This is a genomic window from Pseudomonas sp. HK3, assembly GCF_052920985.1.
Window position 1 is genome coordinate 339,156 of the sequence record NZ_JBREXD010000003.1, and the last position, 17,991, is coordinate 357,146.

At 43.7% G+C, this 17,991-nt stretch carries 17 protein-coding genes and 4 tRNA genes; 12 read left to right on the top strand and 9 right to left on the bottom strand.

The window, feature by feature from the left end:
• Positions 1 to 4: 4 nt before the first annotated feature.
• Genes ACU6U9_RS16880 through hflD form a run of 3 tightly spaced genes read left to right on the top strand, consistent with a single transcriptional unit; the run spans position 5 to position 2,206 of the window.
• Positions 5 to 454, top strand: coding sequence for an NUDIX hydrolase (locus ACU6U9_RS16880; RefSeq protein ID WP_446736177.1), 450 nt, complete (start codon positions 5 to 7; stop codon positions 452 to 454).
• Positions 447 to 1,568, top strand: coding sequence for a tRNA 2-thiouridine(34) synthase MnmA (gene mnmA / locus ACU6U9_RS16885; RefSeq protein ID WP_446736178.1), 1,122 nt, complete (start codon positions 447 to 449; stop codon positions 1,566 to 1,568). Before ACU6U9_RS16880 ends, mnmA begins: the two co-directional genes overlap by 8 nt.
• A gap of 5 nt (positions 1,569 to 1,573) precedes the next feature.
• Positions 1,574 to 2,206: a high frequency lysogenization protein HflD gene (hflD, locus tag ACU6U9_RS16890; RefSeq protein ID WP_446736179.1), complete on the top strand. Its 633-nt coding sequence runs from the start codon at positions 1,574 to 1,576 to the stop codon at positions 2,204 to 2,206.
• 23 nt (positions 2,207 to 2,229) lie between these two features.
• Here hflD and ACU6U9_RS16895 read toward each other — a convergent pair whose 3' ends face one another.
• A complete protein-coding gene (locus ACU6U9_RS16895; protein ID WP_446736180.1) occupies positions 2,230 to 4,083 on the bottom strand; it encodes a sulfatase-like hydrolase/transferase in 1,854 nt (617 codons plus the stop codon).
• Between the two features lie 175 nt (positions 4,084 to 4,258).
• On the opposite strand from ACU6U9_RS16895, the gene purB reads away from it, so the two are divergent.
• From purB to ACU6U9_RS16915, 4 genes are all read left to right on the top strand, one after another.
• Positions 4,259 to 5,626 (top strand): adenylosuccinate lyase, encoded by a 1,368-nt coding sequence (gene purB / locus ACU6U9_RS16900; protein ID WP_446736181.1) that lies wholly within the window; start codon positions 4,259 to 4,261, stop codon positions 5,624 to 5,626.
• 79 nt (positions 5,627 to 5,705) lie between these two features.
• Positions 5,706 to 6,872 carry a JmjC domain-containing protein gene (locus ACU6U9_RS16905; RefSeq protein WP_446736182.1) on the top strand — a complete coding sequence of 389 codons (1,167 nt, stop codon included), beginning with the start codon at positions 5,706 to 5,708 and terminating at the stop codon, positions 6,870 to 6,872.
• Entirely contained in the window at positions 6,869 to 7,786 is a 918-nt protein-coding gene (locus tag ACU6U9_RS16910; RefSeq protein ID WP_446736183.1) for a GNAT family N-acetyltransferase, read from the top strand. Before ACU6U9_RS16905 ends, ACU6U9_RS16910 begins: the two co-directional genes overlap by 4 nt.
• Positions 7,735 to 8,373 (top strand): hypothetical protein, encoded by a 639-nt coding sequence (locus ACU6U9_RS16915; RefSeq protein ID WP_446736184.1) that lies wholly within the window; start codon positions 7,735 to 7,737, stop codon positions 8,371 to 8,373. Before ACU6U9_RS16910 ends, ACU6U9_RS16915 begins: the two co-directional genes overlap by 52 nt.
• Before the next feature lie 49 nt (positions 8,374 to 8,422).
• Here ACU6U9_RS16915 and ACU6U9_RS16920 read toward each other — a convergent pair.
• From ACU6U9_RS16920 to ACU6U9_RS16950, 7 genes are all read right to left on the bottom strand, one after another.
• Positions 8,423 to 8,508: transfer RNA gene (locus tag ACU6U9_RS16920), tRNA-Leu, on the bottom strand.
• Between the two features lie 23 nt (positions 8,509 to 8,531).
• A tRNA-Cys gene (locus ACU6U9_RS16925) sits at positions 8,532 to 8,605 on the bottom strand.
• 92 nt (positions 8,606 to 8,697) lie between these two features.
• Positions 8,698 to 8,773: transfer RNA gene (locus ACU6U9_RS16930), tRNA-Gly, on the bottom strand.
• A gap of 176 nt (positions 8,774 to 8,949) precedes the next feature.
• A complete protein-coding gene (gene pgsA, locus ACU6U9_RS16935; protein WP_446736185.1) occupies positions 8,950 to 9,528 on the bottom strand; it encodes a CDP-diacylglycerol--glycerol-3-phosphate 3-phosphatidyltransferase in 579 nt (192 codons plus the stop codon).
• 33 nt (positions 9,529 to 9,561) lie between these two features.
• The gene (gene uvrC, locus ACU6U9_RS16940) at positions 9,562 to 11,361 is read right to left on the bottom strand and encodes an excinuclease ABC subunit UvrC (protein ID WP_446736186.1); all 1,800 of its coding nucleotides are present in this window, start codon (positions 11,359 to 11,361) and stop codon (positions 9,562 to 9,564) included.
• A 20-nt stretch (positions 11,362 to 11,381) separates the two neighbouring features.
• The gene (uvrY, locus tag ACU6U9_RS16945; protein ID WP_446736187.1) at positions 11,382 to 12,032 is read right to left on the bottom strand and encodes a UvrY/SirA/GacA family response regulator transcription factor; all 651 of its coding nucleotides are present in this window, start codon (positions 12,030 to 12,032) and stop codon (positions 11,382 to 11,384) included.
• A gap of 72 nt (positions 12,033 to 12,104) precedes the next feature.
• A complete protein-coding gene (locus ACU6U9_RS16950) occupies positions 12,105 to 14,834 on the bottom strand; it encodes a bifunctional acetate--CoA ligase family protein/GNAT family N-acetyltransferase (protein ID WP_446736188.1) in 2,730 nt (909 codons plus the stop codon).
• Positions 14,835 to 14,912: 78 nt separating this feature from the next.
• On the opposite strand from ACU6U9_RS16950, the gene ACU6U9_RS16955 reads away from it, so the two are divergent.
• The gene (locus ACU6U9_RS16955; protein ID WP_446736189.1) at positions 14,913 to 15,839 is read left to right on the top strand and encodes a histone deacetylase family protein; all 927 of its coding nucleotides are present in this window, start codon (positions 14,913 to 14,915) and stop codon (positions 15,837 to 15,839) included.
• A gap of 66 nt (positions 15,840 to 15,905) precedes the next feature.
• Here the strand turns inward: ACU6U9_RS16955 and ACU6U9_RS16960 are convergent.
• Positions 15,906 to 15,996: transfer RNA gene (locus tag ACU6U9_RS16960), tRNA-Ser, on the bottom strand.
• 197 nt (positions 15,997 to 16,193) lie between these two features.
• On the opposite strand from ACU6U9_RS16960, the gene ACU6U9_RS16965 reads away from it, so the two are divergent.
• Genes ACU6U9_RS16965 through tusB form a run of 4 tightly spaced genes read left to right on the top strand, consistent with a single transcriptional unit; the run spans position 16,194 to position 17,990 of the window.
• Positions 16,194 to 16,880, top strand: a complete 687-nt coding sequence (locus tag ACU6U9_RS16965; RefSeq protein WP_446736190.1) for a Bax inhibitor-1/YccA family protein — start codon at positions 16,194 to 16,196, stop codon at positions 16,878 to 16,880.
• A gap of 55 nt (positions 16,881 to 16,935) precedes the next feature.
• Positions 16,936 to 17,325, top strand: coding sequence for a sulfurtransferase complex subunit TusD (gene tusD / locus ACU6U9_RS16970; protein WP_446736191.1), 390 nt, complete (start codon positions 16,936 to 16,938; stop codon positions 17,323 to 17,325).
• A complete protein-coding gene (gene tusC / locus ACU6U9_RS16975; RefSeq protein ID WP_446736192.1) occupies positions 17,325 to 17,699 on the top strand; it encodes a sulfurtransferase complex subunit TusC in 375 nt (124 codons plus the stop codon). Before tusD ends, tusC begins: the two co-directional genes overlap by 1 nt.
• The gene (gene tusB, locus ACU6U9_RS16980; RefSeq protein WP_446736193.1) at positions 17,700 to 17,990 is read left to right on the top strand and encodes a sulfurtransferase complex subunit TusB; all 291 of its coding nucleotides are present in this window, start codon (positions 17,700 to 17,702) and stop codon (positions 17,988 to 17,990) included.
• Position 17,991: the final 1 nt, after the last annotated feature.

Consider the following 17,991-nt stretch of genomic DNA (forward strand, 5'->3'; position numbering starts at 1 on the left):
TTCCATGCGATTTAAACCCAACAGCACCGTTGCAACCATCATTGAACAAAATGGAAAGCTGTTGTTTGTTGAAGAGTTCGACAACGGCGAGCGCGTTTTCAACCAGCCTGCAGGTCACCTAGAGGCCAATGAAACACTAATTGAGGCCGCCAAACGTGAGGTGACGGAAGAAACTGGTCACCAATGCGAGATTACACATTACCTTGGGCTGTACACTTATAATGCACCAAGCAATGGAATTACCTATCACAGACATTGTTTCATCGGTAAATCGACCCATTATGATGCTAGCGCCACATTGGATGACGGCATAATTGGTATTAAATGGTTATCCCTTGATGAATTAATCGCCAGTCAATCTGCACGCAGCCCTCTTGTTATTAAGTGCGCGCAAGATTATTTAGACGGCCAGCGCTATCCCTTGAATTTAATATATGAACACCCTAATGAATAAAGCAATCTCAGAAAGCTCGGTTATCGTCGGCATGTCAGGCGGCGTTGACTCATCCGTCTCGGCCCATCTTCTTATGGAGCAAGGCTACCAAGTCGAAGGTCTGTTCATGAAGAACTGGGACGAAGATGATGGCACAGACTACTGCACAGCAAAAGAAGATCTCACAGACGCGCAAGCTGTTTGCGATAAGCTTGGCATTAAATTACACACGGCCAATTTTGCGTCTGAATACTGGGATAATGTATTTGAGCATTTTTTGCTCGAGTACAAAGCGGGTCGCACGCCTAACCCAGACATTCTGTGTAATCGCGAAATAAAATTTAAGGCCTTTTTAGATTACGCCAAAGTATTAGGCGCTGACTTTATTGCAACAGGCCACTATGTTCGCCGCCATGATGAAAACGGCAAAACGTTTTTACTGCGCGGCCTAGATAGCAATAAGGATCAAAGTTATTTCTTACATGCCGTTGGCGCAGAAGAAATTAAACAAACACTATTCCCCGTTGGCGAACTTGAAAAGCCAGAAGTACGACGCATTGCCGAAGAACAAGGTTTGGCCACCGCAAAGAAGAAAGACAGCACGGGCATTTGTTTTATTGGTGAGCGCCGCTTTAAGGATTTCTTGCAACAATATCTGCCTGCGCAACCGGGCAATATTGAGACTGCCGAAGGCGAAAACATTGGCAAGCATGAAGGCCTCATGTATTACACATTAGGACAACGCCAAGGCATCGGTATCGGCGGCACAAAAAATCACGGCACCGAGCCGTGGTTTGTTGTTGCAAAAGACCTTGAGCGAAACACATTGATCGTAGGCCAAGGCAAGCAACACGATTTATTATTCAGTGACGCACTCATAACCTCAGATGTTTTCTGGGTTAACAATGAACCTGCTCAATTCCCTTTGACGTGCACTGCAAAAGTACGCTATCGCCAAGCGGATCAAATCTGCACCATTACCAAAGAAAACGACCACTACCGTGTTGTCTTTGAAGAATCGCAGCGCGCAGTCACACCAGGACAATCTATTGTCCTTTATCAAGATGATGTTTGCTTGGGTGGCGGCGTAATTGAGAGTACTGAGAAATTTACAAACAATGAAGCCAAGGGTTAATTTGAATGTCAAAAGTAAGCATTGATAATCAAGCCCTCGCTTTAGCTGGTATTTTTCAAGCCGCACACCTTGTTGAGCAAATTGCGCGCACTGGCAATATCAACGAGAAAGACCTCAAAACTTGCATTGAAAGTCTCTTTCAGACACATCCTAGATCAATCGAAGATGTTTATGGTGGCTCACGAGAAAACTTAAAACTTGGCTATAAAGAAGTACGCTTTTTAACTGACGGCAAAACCCGTACAGGCTCTAGCCCAGATGTCATGCGCTATGCATTAGGCGTGCTGCACCTGGAAAGTAAATTGCGTAAGAACAATAAAATCATGCCGAAAGTAAGCGCAGGGATCGAACAGGCAAAGCGTCAGTTGGACCATTTCCACAGTAGCCATGAAAATTTAATCGCGAATCTTTCTGGCTTATACCAAGAGACGCTCAGTACGTTTCGCTTTCGCATTCATGTAACAGGCAATGCGCAGCACCTACAAAATGCACAAAATGCGCATAAGATTCGCGCACTGTTATTATGTGCCGTGCGTTCTGCTATTTTGTGGCGTCAAGTAGGCGGGCGTCGCTGGCAACTACTGTTTAATCGTCAAAAACTTAACAAGTCCTGCCAAGAAACCCTAGAAAAAATATAAGCTATTTTGTCCAACAAAAGCCGCTATTCAGCGGCTTTATTACTACTGTAAAATGCTTTCATTTGCTGCAATGCCTTGAAGGCGGCTTTAGGGTTAAGCTTTAAATCTGCACTTAATTGGTTTTCATTGTCACGACTTTCTAACAATCCGATTGGGTTTTGAATGAAGCTCCCCTCTTTTGTTACAAAGGCATAATTGTAATAACTGGCCATTATCTGAACATCTCTAGACTGCTCATTAAATAAGCTTTCACCATTACTGTAATCCGTAATCGGGTTCTCACAATTCAGTAGCTCATCAATTAGCGTGGCTGAAACGTCAATACTGGTTGTTCTGTGATCAAACTGGTGTGCGGGCTTGCCAGGCCAATGAATAATCAAAGGCACTTGTGTTTGATACTTTGTGTAATTACTGCCATGACCAAAGCGAGTTGGACTTGTATCGGCAAACTCTTCGGCATGATCTGAGGTGACAATTAAAATGGTATTGTCGTATTTCCCCATGCGCTTAAGCTCACTGACTAAATCCCCAATTAATTCATCAATAAAATACACGCTATTTTTATAGCGATTAATATAGGGTTGCGGGTCCTTACCTGATTTAAAATCAACCAAACTGGGTTTTTTTGAAGGCTTAAATTTATTAAATTGATCCGGATAATAATAAAGATAATGCGTTGAATTAAAAAACATAAAGCCGAATACGCTTTCATCCGTACTTTCTAGTTTTGATACCATTTTATTTAGTACGTCATAATCCTTCTCAATGGTATTCGCGCCTTCACCATGATGAACATCCGGCTTCACTGGTAAAAAACTACTATCCGTTAACTTGATTCGAGTGATATCACCACTAGGGTAAATACCGAACTCATACTCTTTTTTCTTTAACTCGTTTAATAATACTGGGCCTCCCGCCCCATTATGGGCAACTACGTTATCCATATAAGTGGGGGCGAGGCCGTACATTAAAGCGAATATTCCGCGGGTTGTTACACTGCCACTTGAGTGATGATCTTTAAACCAAAGAGACTCTTGCGCCAAAGCAAAGGCGTTGGGCGATACCTCTTGATCCATTGTGTCGGCACGCCAGCTTTCCAATACAACCATGATGATGTTCGGTTTTTTGCCTGAATCATCAACGCATTGCATGGGTGCTTTCGGATAATTAATGTTCGATGCATCCATGTTTTGCTCATCCGATGCAAAGCCATCTAATACATCGCTTTTGGCTATTGAGCGCGAGTGCATCGGAAAATAAAACGGGATATGGCCACTCAGTGATGTGATCGGCATATAGTTTTGCGCGTATGCCCAAGAATGCGTTAAGTTCACAAACAACACATTCACGAAAACAAGCCCTGCACATACCCAGCCAGCAAGCTTAAAGCGCTTACGATTCAAAATGCGTTTATTTACTAGCCATAAGAAAAAGAATTGAATAGCGGCCATGAATAATGAGAACAGTGAAAATAATGTATATGTTTTCCAAGAAACATCAAAAAACTCACCGCCTTCATCGGCTAAAAAAGCCTCAATAAAAAACCAATTAAGATGATAGTTATAAATGTCATAAATATAGCTATCAATAAAAACGATCACCGCCAGGTTGCCCGCAAAACATAACAACAATACCTGTAGTGGCCAGTGCGCATAAGGAATAAACGTAAGAGGCAAGCATAAAACCAACGCCACTATGGCATACAAGCCCCAAACAGCCGGGATTACGCCGAGCTGGTAACTGCCATCAAACATGCCAAGCGGGCTTGGAAAATGCGCTGAGAATCCCGCAGAAACAACGCTGATAAGAACAATATTAAGCAACAGCAGCCAACCTAATGCCTTATTGAGCACCCAAACCTGCCTTAGGTAATTCATGTGTATATTCCAGAATACTAATAAAAAGCGCACATTCTAGCGTTACCAGCCAAGCGGGTATAGCCTAATCTAGCGAACCATCTGTTGCAGTTGGCATTTAACTGCTGCCTATGTGGCGTAAAAACTGTATAATTTGCGCCTATTTTTTGGCTTACACTAAAATCGTGAGGGTTTCATGAATCTTTCTGCTTTGACCGCTGTTTCACCAATTGATGGCCGCTATGGCAGCAAAACCACTGAATTGCGTAGCATCTTCAGTGAGTTTGGCTTAATCAAATACCGCGTTGAAGTTGAGGTTCGCTGGTTGCAGCGCCTTGCGGATCACGACGCTATCGCTGAAGTCCCTGCATTCAGCAAAGAAGCGAACGCACTTTTAAATAACATCGTCGATAACTTCAGCGAAGCCGATGCGCAAAAAATTAAAGACATCGAAAGCACAACCAATCACGATGTAAAAGCCGTTGAGTATTTCCTAAAAGAGAAAATAGAAACTAACGCAGAGCTTGCGGCTATTACCGAGTTTGTGCACTTTGCTTGCACCTCTGAAGATATTAATAATTTATCTCACGGCCTGATGCTTAAAGCAGGTCGTGATGAAGTGGTTCTGCCCTACTTAGAAAAAGTATCAGACGCCATCGCTGCCCTCGCAATTGAACACGCTGATTTACCAATGTTGTCGCGCACCCACGGCCAAACCGCATCGCCTACCACCCTAGGCAAAGAAATGGCTAACGTCACTGCGCGCATGCGTCGCCAAATTCAGCAGCTTAAGAATGTCGAAATTTTAGGCAAAATGAATGGCGCAGTTGGTAACTATAACGCACACATCTCAGCTTACCCGGATGTGGACTGGGCTGAAAACGCACAAGTATTTATCGAAGGCCTTGGTCTAACATTCAACCCTTACACTACTCAAATTGAGCCTCATGATTACATCGCTGAGTTGTTTGATGTACTTGCACGTTTTAATACGATCTTGATCGATTTCAATCGCGATATTTGGGCTTACATTTCTAATGGCTACTTCAAGCAAAAAACCATCGCCGGTGAAGTAGGCTCCTCAACCATGCCCCATAAAGTTAACCCAATTGACTTTGAAAACTCAGAAGGCAACCTGGGTATCGCCAATGCCGTTATGTCTCACCTTGCGCAAAAGCTACCCATTAGCCGTTGGCAGCGTGACCTAACGGACTCAACTGTTTTACGTAATATGGGTGTTGGCCTTGGCTACAGCTTAATTGCTTATCAGTCTTCACTTAAAGGCATTTCAAAGCTAGAAGTAAACAGCGCACGTATCGCTGCTGATTTAGATAACGCTTATGAAGTGCTAGCAGAACCCATTCAAACCGTGATGCGTCGTTTTGGCATTGAACAGCCATACGAAAAATTGAAAGCATTCACACGTGGCAAAGCCATCACAAAAGACATGATGATTGAATTTGTTGATTCTCTAGCACTGCCGGATGCGCAAAAAGAAGCATTAAAAGCAATGACACCAGCAAGCTATACTGGTAACGCTGCGGAACAAGCAAAAGCAATTTAATTTATATGCTCGATCAAATCCCGCATAGGAGTATCCTCTCCTTAGCGGGATTTTTTTTACGTTTTTATAGGGTTTTTACATGAATATTTTAGGCAACATCAGTATCGAGACATTCTTAGCCGAGTATTGGCAAAAAAAGCCACTGCTTATTCGCAATGCATTCCCTGATTTTATTAGCCCGATCGAGCCTGATGATCTTGCAGGCCTGGCCATGGAAGAAGACGCCGAATCCAGGCTCATCTTTGAAAACGGCAAGAATGGCCCATGGGAATTAAAACACGGCCCGTTCAGTGAAGATGATTTTGCCAACCTGCCTGAGAAAGACTGGACTCTATTGGTTCAAGCAGTGGATCAATGGGTGCCCGAACTTGCCGATCTATTTGATCATTTCACATTCATCCCTAAGTGGCGACTAGATGATCTAATGGTAAGCTTTGCACCTGCTGGTGGTAGCGTCGGCCCTCACTATGATCAATATGATGTGTTTCTATTGCAAGCCCATGGCCAGCGTCATTGGCAAGTCGGGCCTAAGTGCAATGATGAAAGCGCCTTAATAGAAGGCACTCAACTTAAAATATTATCCGAAATGAATATTACCGAGGAGTGGACATTAAACCCGGGTGACATGCTTTACATTCCGCCGCAGTACGCCCACAACGGCGTAGCGTTAGATGATTGTATGACGTTTTCGATTGGCTTCCGCGCACCCTCAGAAGCTGACATCGTTAATCACCTAGCCGATCATGTTTGCGCAGAACTATCTGACCACGCAAGATACAGTGATAGCGACATTAAAAACGCCCAACATCAGCCCGCCTTAATTGATGATGACGCCATTGCTCGTATTCAATCCATTGTAAATCAGCACTTTCAAAACAAAGACACACTTAAAGCTTGGTTCTCTCAGTATATGACTGAAAGCAAATACGAGGCACTGCACGAGCCACTAGAAGACGCACTTGAATGGGATGAGCTTTCACCGTTTTTGCATAAAGAGAATACAATTACGCAAAATGAAACCACCCGCTGGAGCTATTACCACACAGATAGCCGCTTACAATTGGTTGTTAACGGCGAAAAACTAGAACCAGTACAGACAAAAAATGCGATTAGTCTATGCGAAACACTAGCCAATCAACGACACACTACAACTGACCAGCTAGAGCCATATTTGCAAGATGCTCAATGCCAAGAAATACTGCTAAACTTATTTAACCTTAATTACCTTTATTTTGACGAAGAATGAACCAAATAAAAGTCATTGGAGCCAAGTGGGATAAAGATCGCGTCGCGCTCAAAGACATTCGCCAGCAGGTTTTTATTCAAGAGCAAAACGTGCCAGAAGAATTAGAGTGGGATGATGATGATCTCACTTGCGAGCATTTCATTGCCTTTGTTGGCAATGATGCGGTTGGTTGCGCTCGACTAATCGGGCACAAAAAAATTGGCCGCATGGCGGTACTCAAGCCATTCCGCGCACTGGGCATTGGCAAGATGATCATTGATCACATTAAACGCCACGCCTCACAAAAGCGCTATACACGCCTTGAGCTAAGCTCGCAGTGCCATGCCTATTCGTTCTATCAGAAATGCGGCTTTGAGGCATTCTCGCAGCCTTACAATGATGCAGATATTCCGCACATTGATATGGCACATAATGTGTTTTCGCAGACACAAGAATCCGGCCTATTTCGCTTGGGTAGCGATGACAAGATTCATCACGGCAAAACTGTATTAGAAGCACAAGGTTATCTTGATGCCATGCTGAGCCAAACACAGCGCAATATCATTCTATGCCTCAAGGATCTGACTCACCCAATTTGCCGGCATGACGGGCTCACCCAAAAAATAAAACAACTCGCACGCCACAACCGCAACTTCAAAGTGTACATCCTAATAAATAATTACGTGGTGCAAAACAACGACCACAGCTTATTTAGACTACAAGATCGCTTGCCTTCATTTATAGAAATCAGAAGTACGGCCGATAACATTCCTTGTCAGTGGCTTATGGATAGCACCGCTTGGTTTGATTTTGAGTTAACCAATAGCCGAGCCTGCTTCTCAGACCGAGCCAAAATTAGGCACTTTATGGAGCGTTTCAATAAATGGTGGCACAGCGCAAAACATATATCCGATGCAAGGAGGCTGTCTATTTAGTTTTAGCCCTCACCCTTATCAGTGCATGCAGTGACGACGAATACACGGTCGTTGAACTGCATCATCGCCAGCCAAGTGAGTTGCTTCCGATTTTAGATAAGCAATTGAGCGATGAAATTAAATACAATATGACGGGCCAAACAATCGTCTTTTACGCAAATGCAGCAGAACTCAAGCCAACCATTGCGCTTCTATCCAGCCTCGACAAGCCCTCTTCTATTTACACCCTAGCATTCTCATGGATGAGCAAACATAAGCGCTCAACCACAAGGCTGCCGCCTCCTATCACCATTCAGTCAAACACCAGCAACACCATCAATATGTTCGATAACAACTGGCAAGTTTCAATCGAGCCAATCAGTCAAGCCAATGTACTCATGACACTCTTACAAAAAAGTAAATCAAATGAAGCGCAAGAGAATCAGCTGTTCTTGAGTAATTCACAAGGCACAACTATTCATTTAGTAAAACAAGAAGATGAGCATGAAAAGCTTGAACAGCAATTTGTATTGCCCATTAACGAAAAGTCCGGAATTAGCCACAGCCTACTACCTAAGAATCTAGCAATTACCGTTAAAGGACTCTAAATAAAAAGCATAAAAAAAGGCCATGTATTTCTACATGGCCTTTTTGAATTGGTGCCCGGAGCCAGACTCGAACTGGCACGCTCTATGAGCGAGGGATTTTAAATCCCTTGTGTCTACCGATTTCACCACCCGGGCAAGACACGTTTTCTGTATCTAAATGGAGGCGCGAGCCGGATTCGAACCGGCGTACACGGAGTTGCAGTCCGCTGCATAGCCTCTCTACCATCGCGCCAACAATTTTGATTTGAATACTTTTACAGCAACTCTTCAAAACAAAATTCAACCAACCTTTTGGGATGGCAACACTCTATTACTAGAATGATTTGGAGCGGGAAACGAGACTCGAACTCGCGACCCCGACCTTGGCAAGGTCGTGCTCTACCAACTGAGCTATTCCCGCAATCTGCTGCCGGGTTATCCCTGACAACGGAGGCACATTCTAATGATTAAGCCCAAGGTGTCAACGATTTTTTCCTTATTTCTGAATTACTTAGCGCATTTTTACTGTTTTGATTAGAAAACCATCAAGCTGATTAAAGTAGCATCAATCTAATGGGAAAAAAGCCCTTAAAACAACTAACTAGATTCCTTTAGCGAAGGCCAAGCAGCAATTAAATATGTGATCATTGACCACAAAGTTAATATCGCAGCAGCCACCAAAGAGAAAATTGCAGCCGCATACCAACCGTCAGATGCTATAAACGCATCACTGGCACTTGGCTCAATTCCCAACATGCCCGTAATCGCAAACATTTGAAGCAAGGTCTTGGCTTTACCGACAAAATTTACCGCCACGGTATCGCTCTTACCAACGGATGCCATCCACTCGCGCAAGGCTGATATAAAAATTTCGCGCCCAACAATAATTAATGCAGGAATGGTCACCCACAATGTTTGGTCACGCTCAACGATGATCATCAGCGAAACAACAACGATAAGCTTATCTGCAACCGGGTCTAAGAAAGCCCCAAATGGCGTCATAAGATTCATCTTACGCGCCAAGTAACCATCCCAGTAATCCGTGATACAGGCAATCCAGAAAACAACTGCGGCAGCAAAGCTAGCCCACTGCACAGGTAAGTAAAACATCACCACCATTAGCGGAATTAAAACCACACGAATCGCGGTTAATATATTAGGGAGATTTAACGGCATATTGCTATCCAGATACTGCTTTAATGTTTGCCACTATGCATGAAGGGCATCGTATATTTCTTGTGCTAATTGGCGACTGATTCCAGGCACCTTGGCTATCTCTTCAACGTTGGCCGCTTTAACTTGACCGGCATCGCCGAAGAATCTTATCAGCTCTTTACGCCTTTTTGGACCAATTCCAGCAATTCCCTCTAAAATTGAACGCCCTCTTGCCTTGGCGCGCCTTGCCCTGTGACCTGTAATTGCAAACCGATGGGACTCATCGCGAATCTGCTGAATTAAGTGCAGCGCAGGTGATGAAAGGTCTAAATTAAAACTGCGCCCACGGAACAATAGGATTTCCATCCCTGCTTTTCGAGTTGTGCCCTTAGACACACCCAATACAGGAATATCGGTTATTTCAAGCTCTGCCAATACATCATTCGCGATATTCAGCTGACCTTTACCACCATCTATTAACAATAGGTCGGGTTTTTTGTCTTTGGTTAGTTTTTTAAATCTGCGGGACAGCGCCTGCTGCATGGCGCCGTAATCATCACCTGCCACTTCGCCCTCAATATTAAATTTCCGATAATCGCTTTTCAGGGGCCCGTCTTGGTTAAATACCACACAAGATGCGACTGTCGCTTCGCCGTGACTATGGCTAATATCAAAACACTCCATACGCGTAGGCATTTCATCTAATTGAAGCACAGCCTTTAGATCTTGATACTGCGCCATAATATGTAGGCGGTCTTGTTGCTTAAGACGCACAGCCTCTTCTGCATTGGTAATTGCCAATTGCAGCCAACGTAAGCGGTCTGAGCGTACAGAGTGGGAAACCTTTACCTGCTTGCCCTTCTGCTCTCTTAAGGCGGACTGAATAACTAGGCGATCTTCTAATTCATGGGACGTAATTACTTCATCTGGAATCTCTCGGCTTAGCACCAAGTAAAATTGAGAGATAAAAGCAGCCAAGCCCTGCTCTGATGATTCATCCATTTGAAACTTAGGATAATAAGAGCGACTGCCTAACATCCTGCCGTGTCGCACACTGGCAATGTGTACAGCACAGATACCGTTTGATTGATAAATGGCAATAACGTCTACATTGCCCTGCTGTGCATCGATAGACTGGGTTTCTTGTACTTTTCGCAGGTACTGAACCTGATCGCGAATTCTTGCTGCTTGTTCAAATTTTAAATCTTCAGCAAGCGCTTCCATCGTATTATTTAAATCATTGATCAAGTCTTGGTTTTTACCCTGCAAAAACATTTCGGCGTGTAACAAATCTGCCGCGTACTCTTGCTTGGATATCATCCCAACACACGGCGCACTGCAACGACCAATCTGGTGCTGCAAGCAAGGCCTTGATCGGTTATTAAAATAACTGTCTTCGCAATTTCTTAATCGAAAAACACGTTGCAAAAAATTAAGACTTTCTCGAACAGCTGATGAGTTTGGAAAAGGACCAAAATACTGCCCGGTTTTAAATTTTTTACCGCGGGCATAGCAGAGCAAAGGAAATTCATGGGATGAGCGATAAATATATGGATACGATTTATCGTCTTTTAATAAAATATTATAAGGGGGTTTATTTTGCTTAATTATGTTCTGTTCAAGCAGAAGCGCTTCTGTCTCACTGCCTGTAATCGTAATTTCAATACTATCAATACGAGAAACGAGCGCCATAGTCTTGGTGGTTAAACCGCTGGCGCTAAAATAACTGGAAACACGATTTTTAAGGTTTTTTGCTTTTCCCACATACAATAAAACCCCTTCGGTATCGTACATACGATAAACGCCGGGTTTTAAGGTTAGGGTTTTTAAAAATGGTTTTGCATCGAAGCTCATGATTCAATCAAACTATGTGATCAAACCAATGATTCGGTATCAATAATACCGTGTCGAATTGCGAGGCGAGTTAACTCAACATCACTGCTAATGTCTAGCTTTTCAAATATGCGGTAACGATAGGTATTAACCGTCTTAGGGCTTAGGAACAGCTGATCTGATATCTCTTGAACTTTTACACAATTGACAATCTGAATCGATATCTGCATTTCACGATCAGATAGAGCATCAAATGGGCAGGCAGTTTCTTGAGTGTCGAATGGCTTTAATGCCATGCGCTGGGCAATTTCAGGGCTGATATAGCGTTGCCCCGATTTAACTTTTAGTACCGCCATGATCATTTCGTCAGCGGTTGCGCCTTTTGTCATATAACCAGCAGCACCAGCCTGTAAAAGACGTGAAGCAAACGGGTCTTCTGCACAGGCTGTCACAGCAATGACTTTAATGTCTTCGTTAAAACGCAGCATTTTACGCGTGGCTTCTAATCCACCCATGCCAGGCATACGAATATCCATCAGAACAACATCAGGCTCGTGCTGCTTAGCAAGCTCGATAGCCTCTTCGCCACTGCTGGCCTCTGCAACCACTTGAATTTTGTCGCCGTCGCTCAATAGGCTAACAATGCCCATACGGACCAAGTCGTGATCATCAACAACTAATACTCGAATCAAGCTGCACCCCTTTAATGCCGTGACGCCTACTGCGGAGACCTATGCTAGCAAATCGAGGCCTTTAAACCATCTTTATTTTTTACTTTTATGAAGCTCGTCAAGACGTAAGCTATGCCATTCTTGGCTGACCTCATTTAAAGGCAATCTTATTTCAACTACATTACCCTCTAAGCGTCTTTTAATTTTAAATCCGAGTTTTGCGGCTAACTTCAACATTGGCGCATTGTCCGACAGGACAGTGCCTTTCATTTCAATGGTGCCCTTGCTAGTACAATAGGCAATCATCTTGTTCATTAAAATCGAGCCCAGACCAATACCCTGAGCCTTGTCGGAAACTAACACAGAAAACTCGGCCTGCAGTTGATCTGCATCTGTCCACGTTCTAACATCGCCAATAATTTCGCCATCTTTATTAATCGCCACAAAGGCCATTTCTTGCTGGTAATCAATCTGAGAAAATAATGCTAAATCGCGATGCCTAAAATTGCGCCTTACCGTAAAGAAGCGATAACGGATGGATTCCATACTTAAGTCTTCATGGAAGGTTTTAAGCTCAGGCTCATCCTCACCACGCACAGGACGAAGCAGAATCTCTCTGTTATCTTTTACCCTAATGGTCTCTTCGTACTCAGCCGGATACGGTTGTATGCACAGCTGATGCTTAGGGCCAATATTCGCGGCCATGCCCAAAATCTTTGCACCCTCAACGGGATGCAAAATCACGTTAAGCTCACACCCTTTTAAATTGGGCATGTCTGTTGCCATTTGCGACAGTCGAATCAGCATTTGGGAGAGCTGCTCAACATCACGCTCTAAGTGGCGACTGCGTTCTTTTAAGACACGATAAATATGTGTTTTTGACATAAGTTGCCTGGCGAGCACATCATTCAATGGCGGAAACTGCACCGCTCTGTCTGCCATGATATTTGCCGTTGCGCCGCCACCACCAAAAATAATAACCGGGCCAAACGTCGCATCACGGGTAATGCCCATGCTGTATTGGGTTGAGACTTCTCCGCTGCGCATTGGCTGCACCGAAAAACCATGAACCTTACTATGAGAAAAACGTTTTCGTATTTGCGAGCGTAATTCTTTGGCTGCAATATCTAGCTCGTCACTATTTTTTATGCCCGAGACAACGCCACGCCAGCGATCTCTTGGGTTGTCGCCGTAAGCAAATGGGTGACAATAATCTGCATGAATGATTTTAAGTGCTGCAGGGTATTTTATGTTTAATGATTGCGGATCGAACGTTTCAGGTAAAAAATCTGTCTTAACCTGCTTAAAATCATAAACTTTAAGTATTTTATAGATTTCTTCTGCCGTTAAATAATTGCGCTCTTGATCTAAGGCAGATTGCACAATGCTCTGGCAAAATGAGCGATCAATATTAACATTGTTCATTAACGATGACGGTGTTTCGCGCAATAGCTCGTGGTTACGCTGATGACGAACCATGTGCATAAATGCTTTTACGGCCCTATCGGGGGTGTCATACGTTGGAATGCCCGCATCATCAAATACATGACGACTGCGCTCTACTGTAGCACCGCCCATCCAGCTGGTTAATAAATTCTTTTGATAAAATTTACTATGATGCACAACAACATTGGCGACATCTTGGCTATTCACAACACTGGTTGGCGAAAATAAAACCAGAATGGCATCAACACCCTTATCTTCTTCAATAATTTTAAGGACATCGCGATAAACACTTGGACCCGCCTCAGGCGTAATATCAACAGGGTTTGCTTGGGACCAATAGCCAGGCAAAACGGCTGATAACTTATCGATCGTCTCATCGGATAATTCGGCTAACTTACCACCCTCATGCACCAGTCGATCAACGGCCAAGATAGCACCACCAATGCCGTTTGCCACAATCGCTAAGCGCTCTCCTTTAAGAGGCTTCATGCGAGTTAGCGACTCAACTGATTCAAATAACTCTTCAGTACTATCAACTCGTAACACACCCGCGCGCAACAGTATGGCTTCGTAAATCATATCGCGATGACGCAAACCACTAGGAATAGGCTCGACGGGTGATTGCGACTGAGGGAATCGAGAGCTTTTAATGGCCAACACCAATTTACTGCGCGACGCATTTCTAACCGCGCGCACAAATGATTTTGCATCAGTGACCTGCTCTAGGTGAAGCATAATGGCCTTAACATGGCGCTGAGTAGAAAGATAATCAATGGTATCGGACATACTCACATCGGCACTATCACCGATGGTTAAAAAATGCGAAAACCCAATACCACGGGCATGGGCCCAATCAAGCAACGCACTGGCCAACGTACCAGACTGCCCTAAATAAGCGACCTTGCCCGGCAGCGCATTAATATGACTATAACTGGCGTTCAAATTTAACTCAGGCACCAGCAGGCCCAAACAATCTGGCCCCATAATACGAACGCCGTGTTCGCGAGACAATTTTCTTAAGGGATGCTTTGACGGTCTAAACTGCTCAGCGCGCTTACGCGAAATACCGCCCGTTAAAATAAGCACGGCATGAATACCATGACGCCCTAACTGCTTAATGATCTTTTCGATGGTGTGGGCTGGCGTACAAATAATAGCCAGATCAACATCTTTTGGTAGGCGTCCAATTTTAGACGTGCAAGGAATGCCATGAACAGTTTTATAGCGACGAACGTTCACCGCATAAAGACTGCCCTTAAAACCGGCCGTTTTTAAGTTTTGTATGACCGCACCACCCATACTGGAAGATCGCTCAGATGCTCCAATAACTGCAATTTTGGATGGTTCAAAAAACCGTTCTAACCAACGAGTACTCATAAATCCCTGAAAAAAGGTGTTATCTATCAATTAATTGAGTTATATAGACTTATCTATCAAGCCTCAAGCTATTCATGCATGTCATCTACATTATTTATACACCATACACATTTTGACCAACATTCGGTGCCACCAAGTCACCCTGAAAGCCCACTTAGAAGCTTGGCAGTCGAAACACGCCTGCGCCAAACAGGCCTATGGCAAGACCTAACAATACAAACAGCAACGCCTGCCTCTAGAGAGTTATTTAAAATGGTCCACAAGGCGGGCTATATTGATCAGCTTTATCAAATCAGCCCAGCAAAAGGCATGATTTTAGCCGACCCCGATACGCCACTCACATTTAATACGCTCGGGGCAGCAGAAGAAGCTGCAGGCTCAGGCATTCAAGCGGTTGATCAAGTGCTTGCTGGTAATTTTAAAAATGCATTTTGTGCCATCAGGCCACCTGGGCATCATGCCGAGCCCAATAAAACAATGGGGTTTTGCTTTGTAAATAATGTAGCACTTGCCGCGCAATACGCATTAACGAAGCCGGGCATAAAAAAAGTACTGATCTTTGATTTTGATGTACACCAAGGTAACGGCACAATTGAAATATTTAAAGACCGCGAAGACGTCATGGTCATCAGCAGCTTTCAGCACCCTTGTTTTCCTAATTCCCACTGGAATATCAAATCTGAAAACATCATTAATATTCCAATCGAAGCACAAACAGCCAGCACACAATACCGAAGGCTCGTAGAGCCAAGAGTCATTAAGGCCGCCTCTTGGTTCAAGCCGGACTTAATTCTTGTATCAGCCGGCTTTGATGCACACACAGACGACCCAATGGGTGAGCTTGACTTAATAGATGATGATTACTCATGGCTAACCAAGCTCACAATGAGCTTAGCGAAAGACCACAGCCAGGGACGAATCGTTTCTATGCTTGAAGGTGGCTACAACCTTCAAGCCCTTGCCAACAGTGCACACGCCCATATTCAGGCGCTTCGTCACAAATAATCTCTTTTTTACTTTTCTTTAGACGTAAAAAAACCAGATTCTTTCGAATCTGGTTTTTAAAATAAATGGCGGAGGAGTAGGGATTTGAACCCTAGGACGGGTATAAGCCGTCGCCGGTTTTCAAGACCGGTGCTTTCGACCACTCAGCCACCCCTCCGCTGTGAGCGAGACGCATATTACCCGTTTCAGATTTGGTGTCAACAATAAGAACAAAAAAATCTTACTTTTTAGTAACTTAGCCAGAACTACCGCTAAAATACTTAGTCAATATAGTAAGGAGAATGCTTGAATTTCCCTGTAACAACCCTATTATCTGCACTAGATAGTTAATACAACAAACTGGAGCAACACAAAATGGATCAACAAACTCTTGCCCACCAGCAAGTAGACTCAACCGGCGCAATGAAAGTATTGCGCAACACTTATATGCTATTAGCTATGACACTAGCATTTAGTGCCATCACAGCCGGCATCTCAATGTCTTTAGGCCTTGGTCATGGCGCAGCTATGATTATGTCTATCGCTGCAATTGTCATTGTATGGTTTGTATTGCCAAAAGTGGCTAACTCTTCAATGGGCTTGCCAGTTGTGTTTTTATTCACAGGTCTACTGGGTGCATCTCTTGGTCCAATCCTAAATCGCTATCTTGCCATGCAAGGCGGAACTGAGATTGTCATGCAAGCACTAGGTGGTACCGCTATCATCTTCTTCGCACTTTCTGCTTACGTGACGACCACTAAGAAAGACTTTACCTTTATGCGTGGCTTCTTATTTACAGGCCTAATCCTAGTAATCGTTGGTGCAATTGGCGCGATGATCGCATCTTGGGCATTTGGTATTGATGTTTCCGCTTTCTCTTTGGCGATCTCGGGTGCGGTTGTACTGCTCATGTCTGGTTTCATTCTATATGACACAAGCAGCATTATTCGCGGCGAGCAAACCAACTACATCATGGCAACTGTTGGCTTATACCTAAACATCTACAATATGTTTACTAGCTTGCTTCACATTTCTTGGTGCATCAAACGATTAATTCGTTAGTTGAAACAAAATAAAGGAGGGGCAACCCTCCTTTTTTAATGAACTCGATTTTATTATGAAATTTTCAATTCTGGTAATGGCTGCACCCTACTCTTCGCAAAGTAATTTAAGTGCTTTGAAATTTGCCAAGGCCTGCATTGCATCAAACCATCAAATTTATCGCGTATTTTTTTACAATGACGGCGTAATAAGCGCAAGCCAACTGCAAAGCCCTCCGCAAGATGAAGTGAACATTAATCATGAATGGCAACAGTTATCACAAGACAACAATATTGATCTTGTCACCTGTATTGCAGCCGCACTTAAACGCGGTGTATTAGATGAAGCCGAAGCCAGGCGATATCAGAAAGCACAGCATAATGTGAGCGCCCCGTTCGAGCTCTCTGGTCTTGGGCAATTGCTCGATGCGCAAATTCACTCAGACCAAATAGTAACATTCGGCTAATGAACACAATCAACACTACACACGACATTTTAATTTTGCAGCGACACGCGCCTTATGGGTCAAGCATTGCAAGAGAAGGCCTCGACTTTATTTTAACAAGCGCGGCTTACGATCAAAACCTAACCATTTTATTTTTAGGTGATGGCGTATTTCAATTATTAAACAATCAAGATAGTAAGGCCATTGAGCTAAAGAATCATGCCAGTGCGCTTGAAGTACTGCCGCTATATGACATCGAAAATTTATTTGTAATCGAAGAAGATCTAAGCGAGCGCTCAATTGAGCACTCGCAGATTATGGACAACGTAAACATTATTACTCGTGCTCAAGGTAAGGTAATCATTGAGCAGCATACCAAGGTCATAGGGTTTTAAATGACACTTCACTTAATTCAAAAAAGTCCATTCTCAAACTCAGCATTAAAAGACTGTCTGGCCATTATCAACACCAATGACAGCGTATTGCTAATGCAAGATGGGGTTTATGCATGCAAAGACAAGGCATTCATAGACTTAGCCAATAGCACCGCAAGCAACAAAATTTACGCCCTTACAGATGACTTACGCGCCAGAGGTGTTGACGCGATCGATCATTTACAAACAATTAATTACACTGAATTTGTCGAGCTGTGTGCACATTCAAACAACGTTATTAGCTGGTATTAAA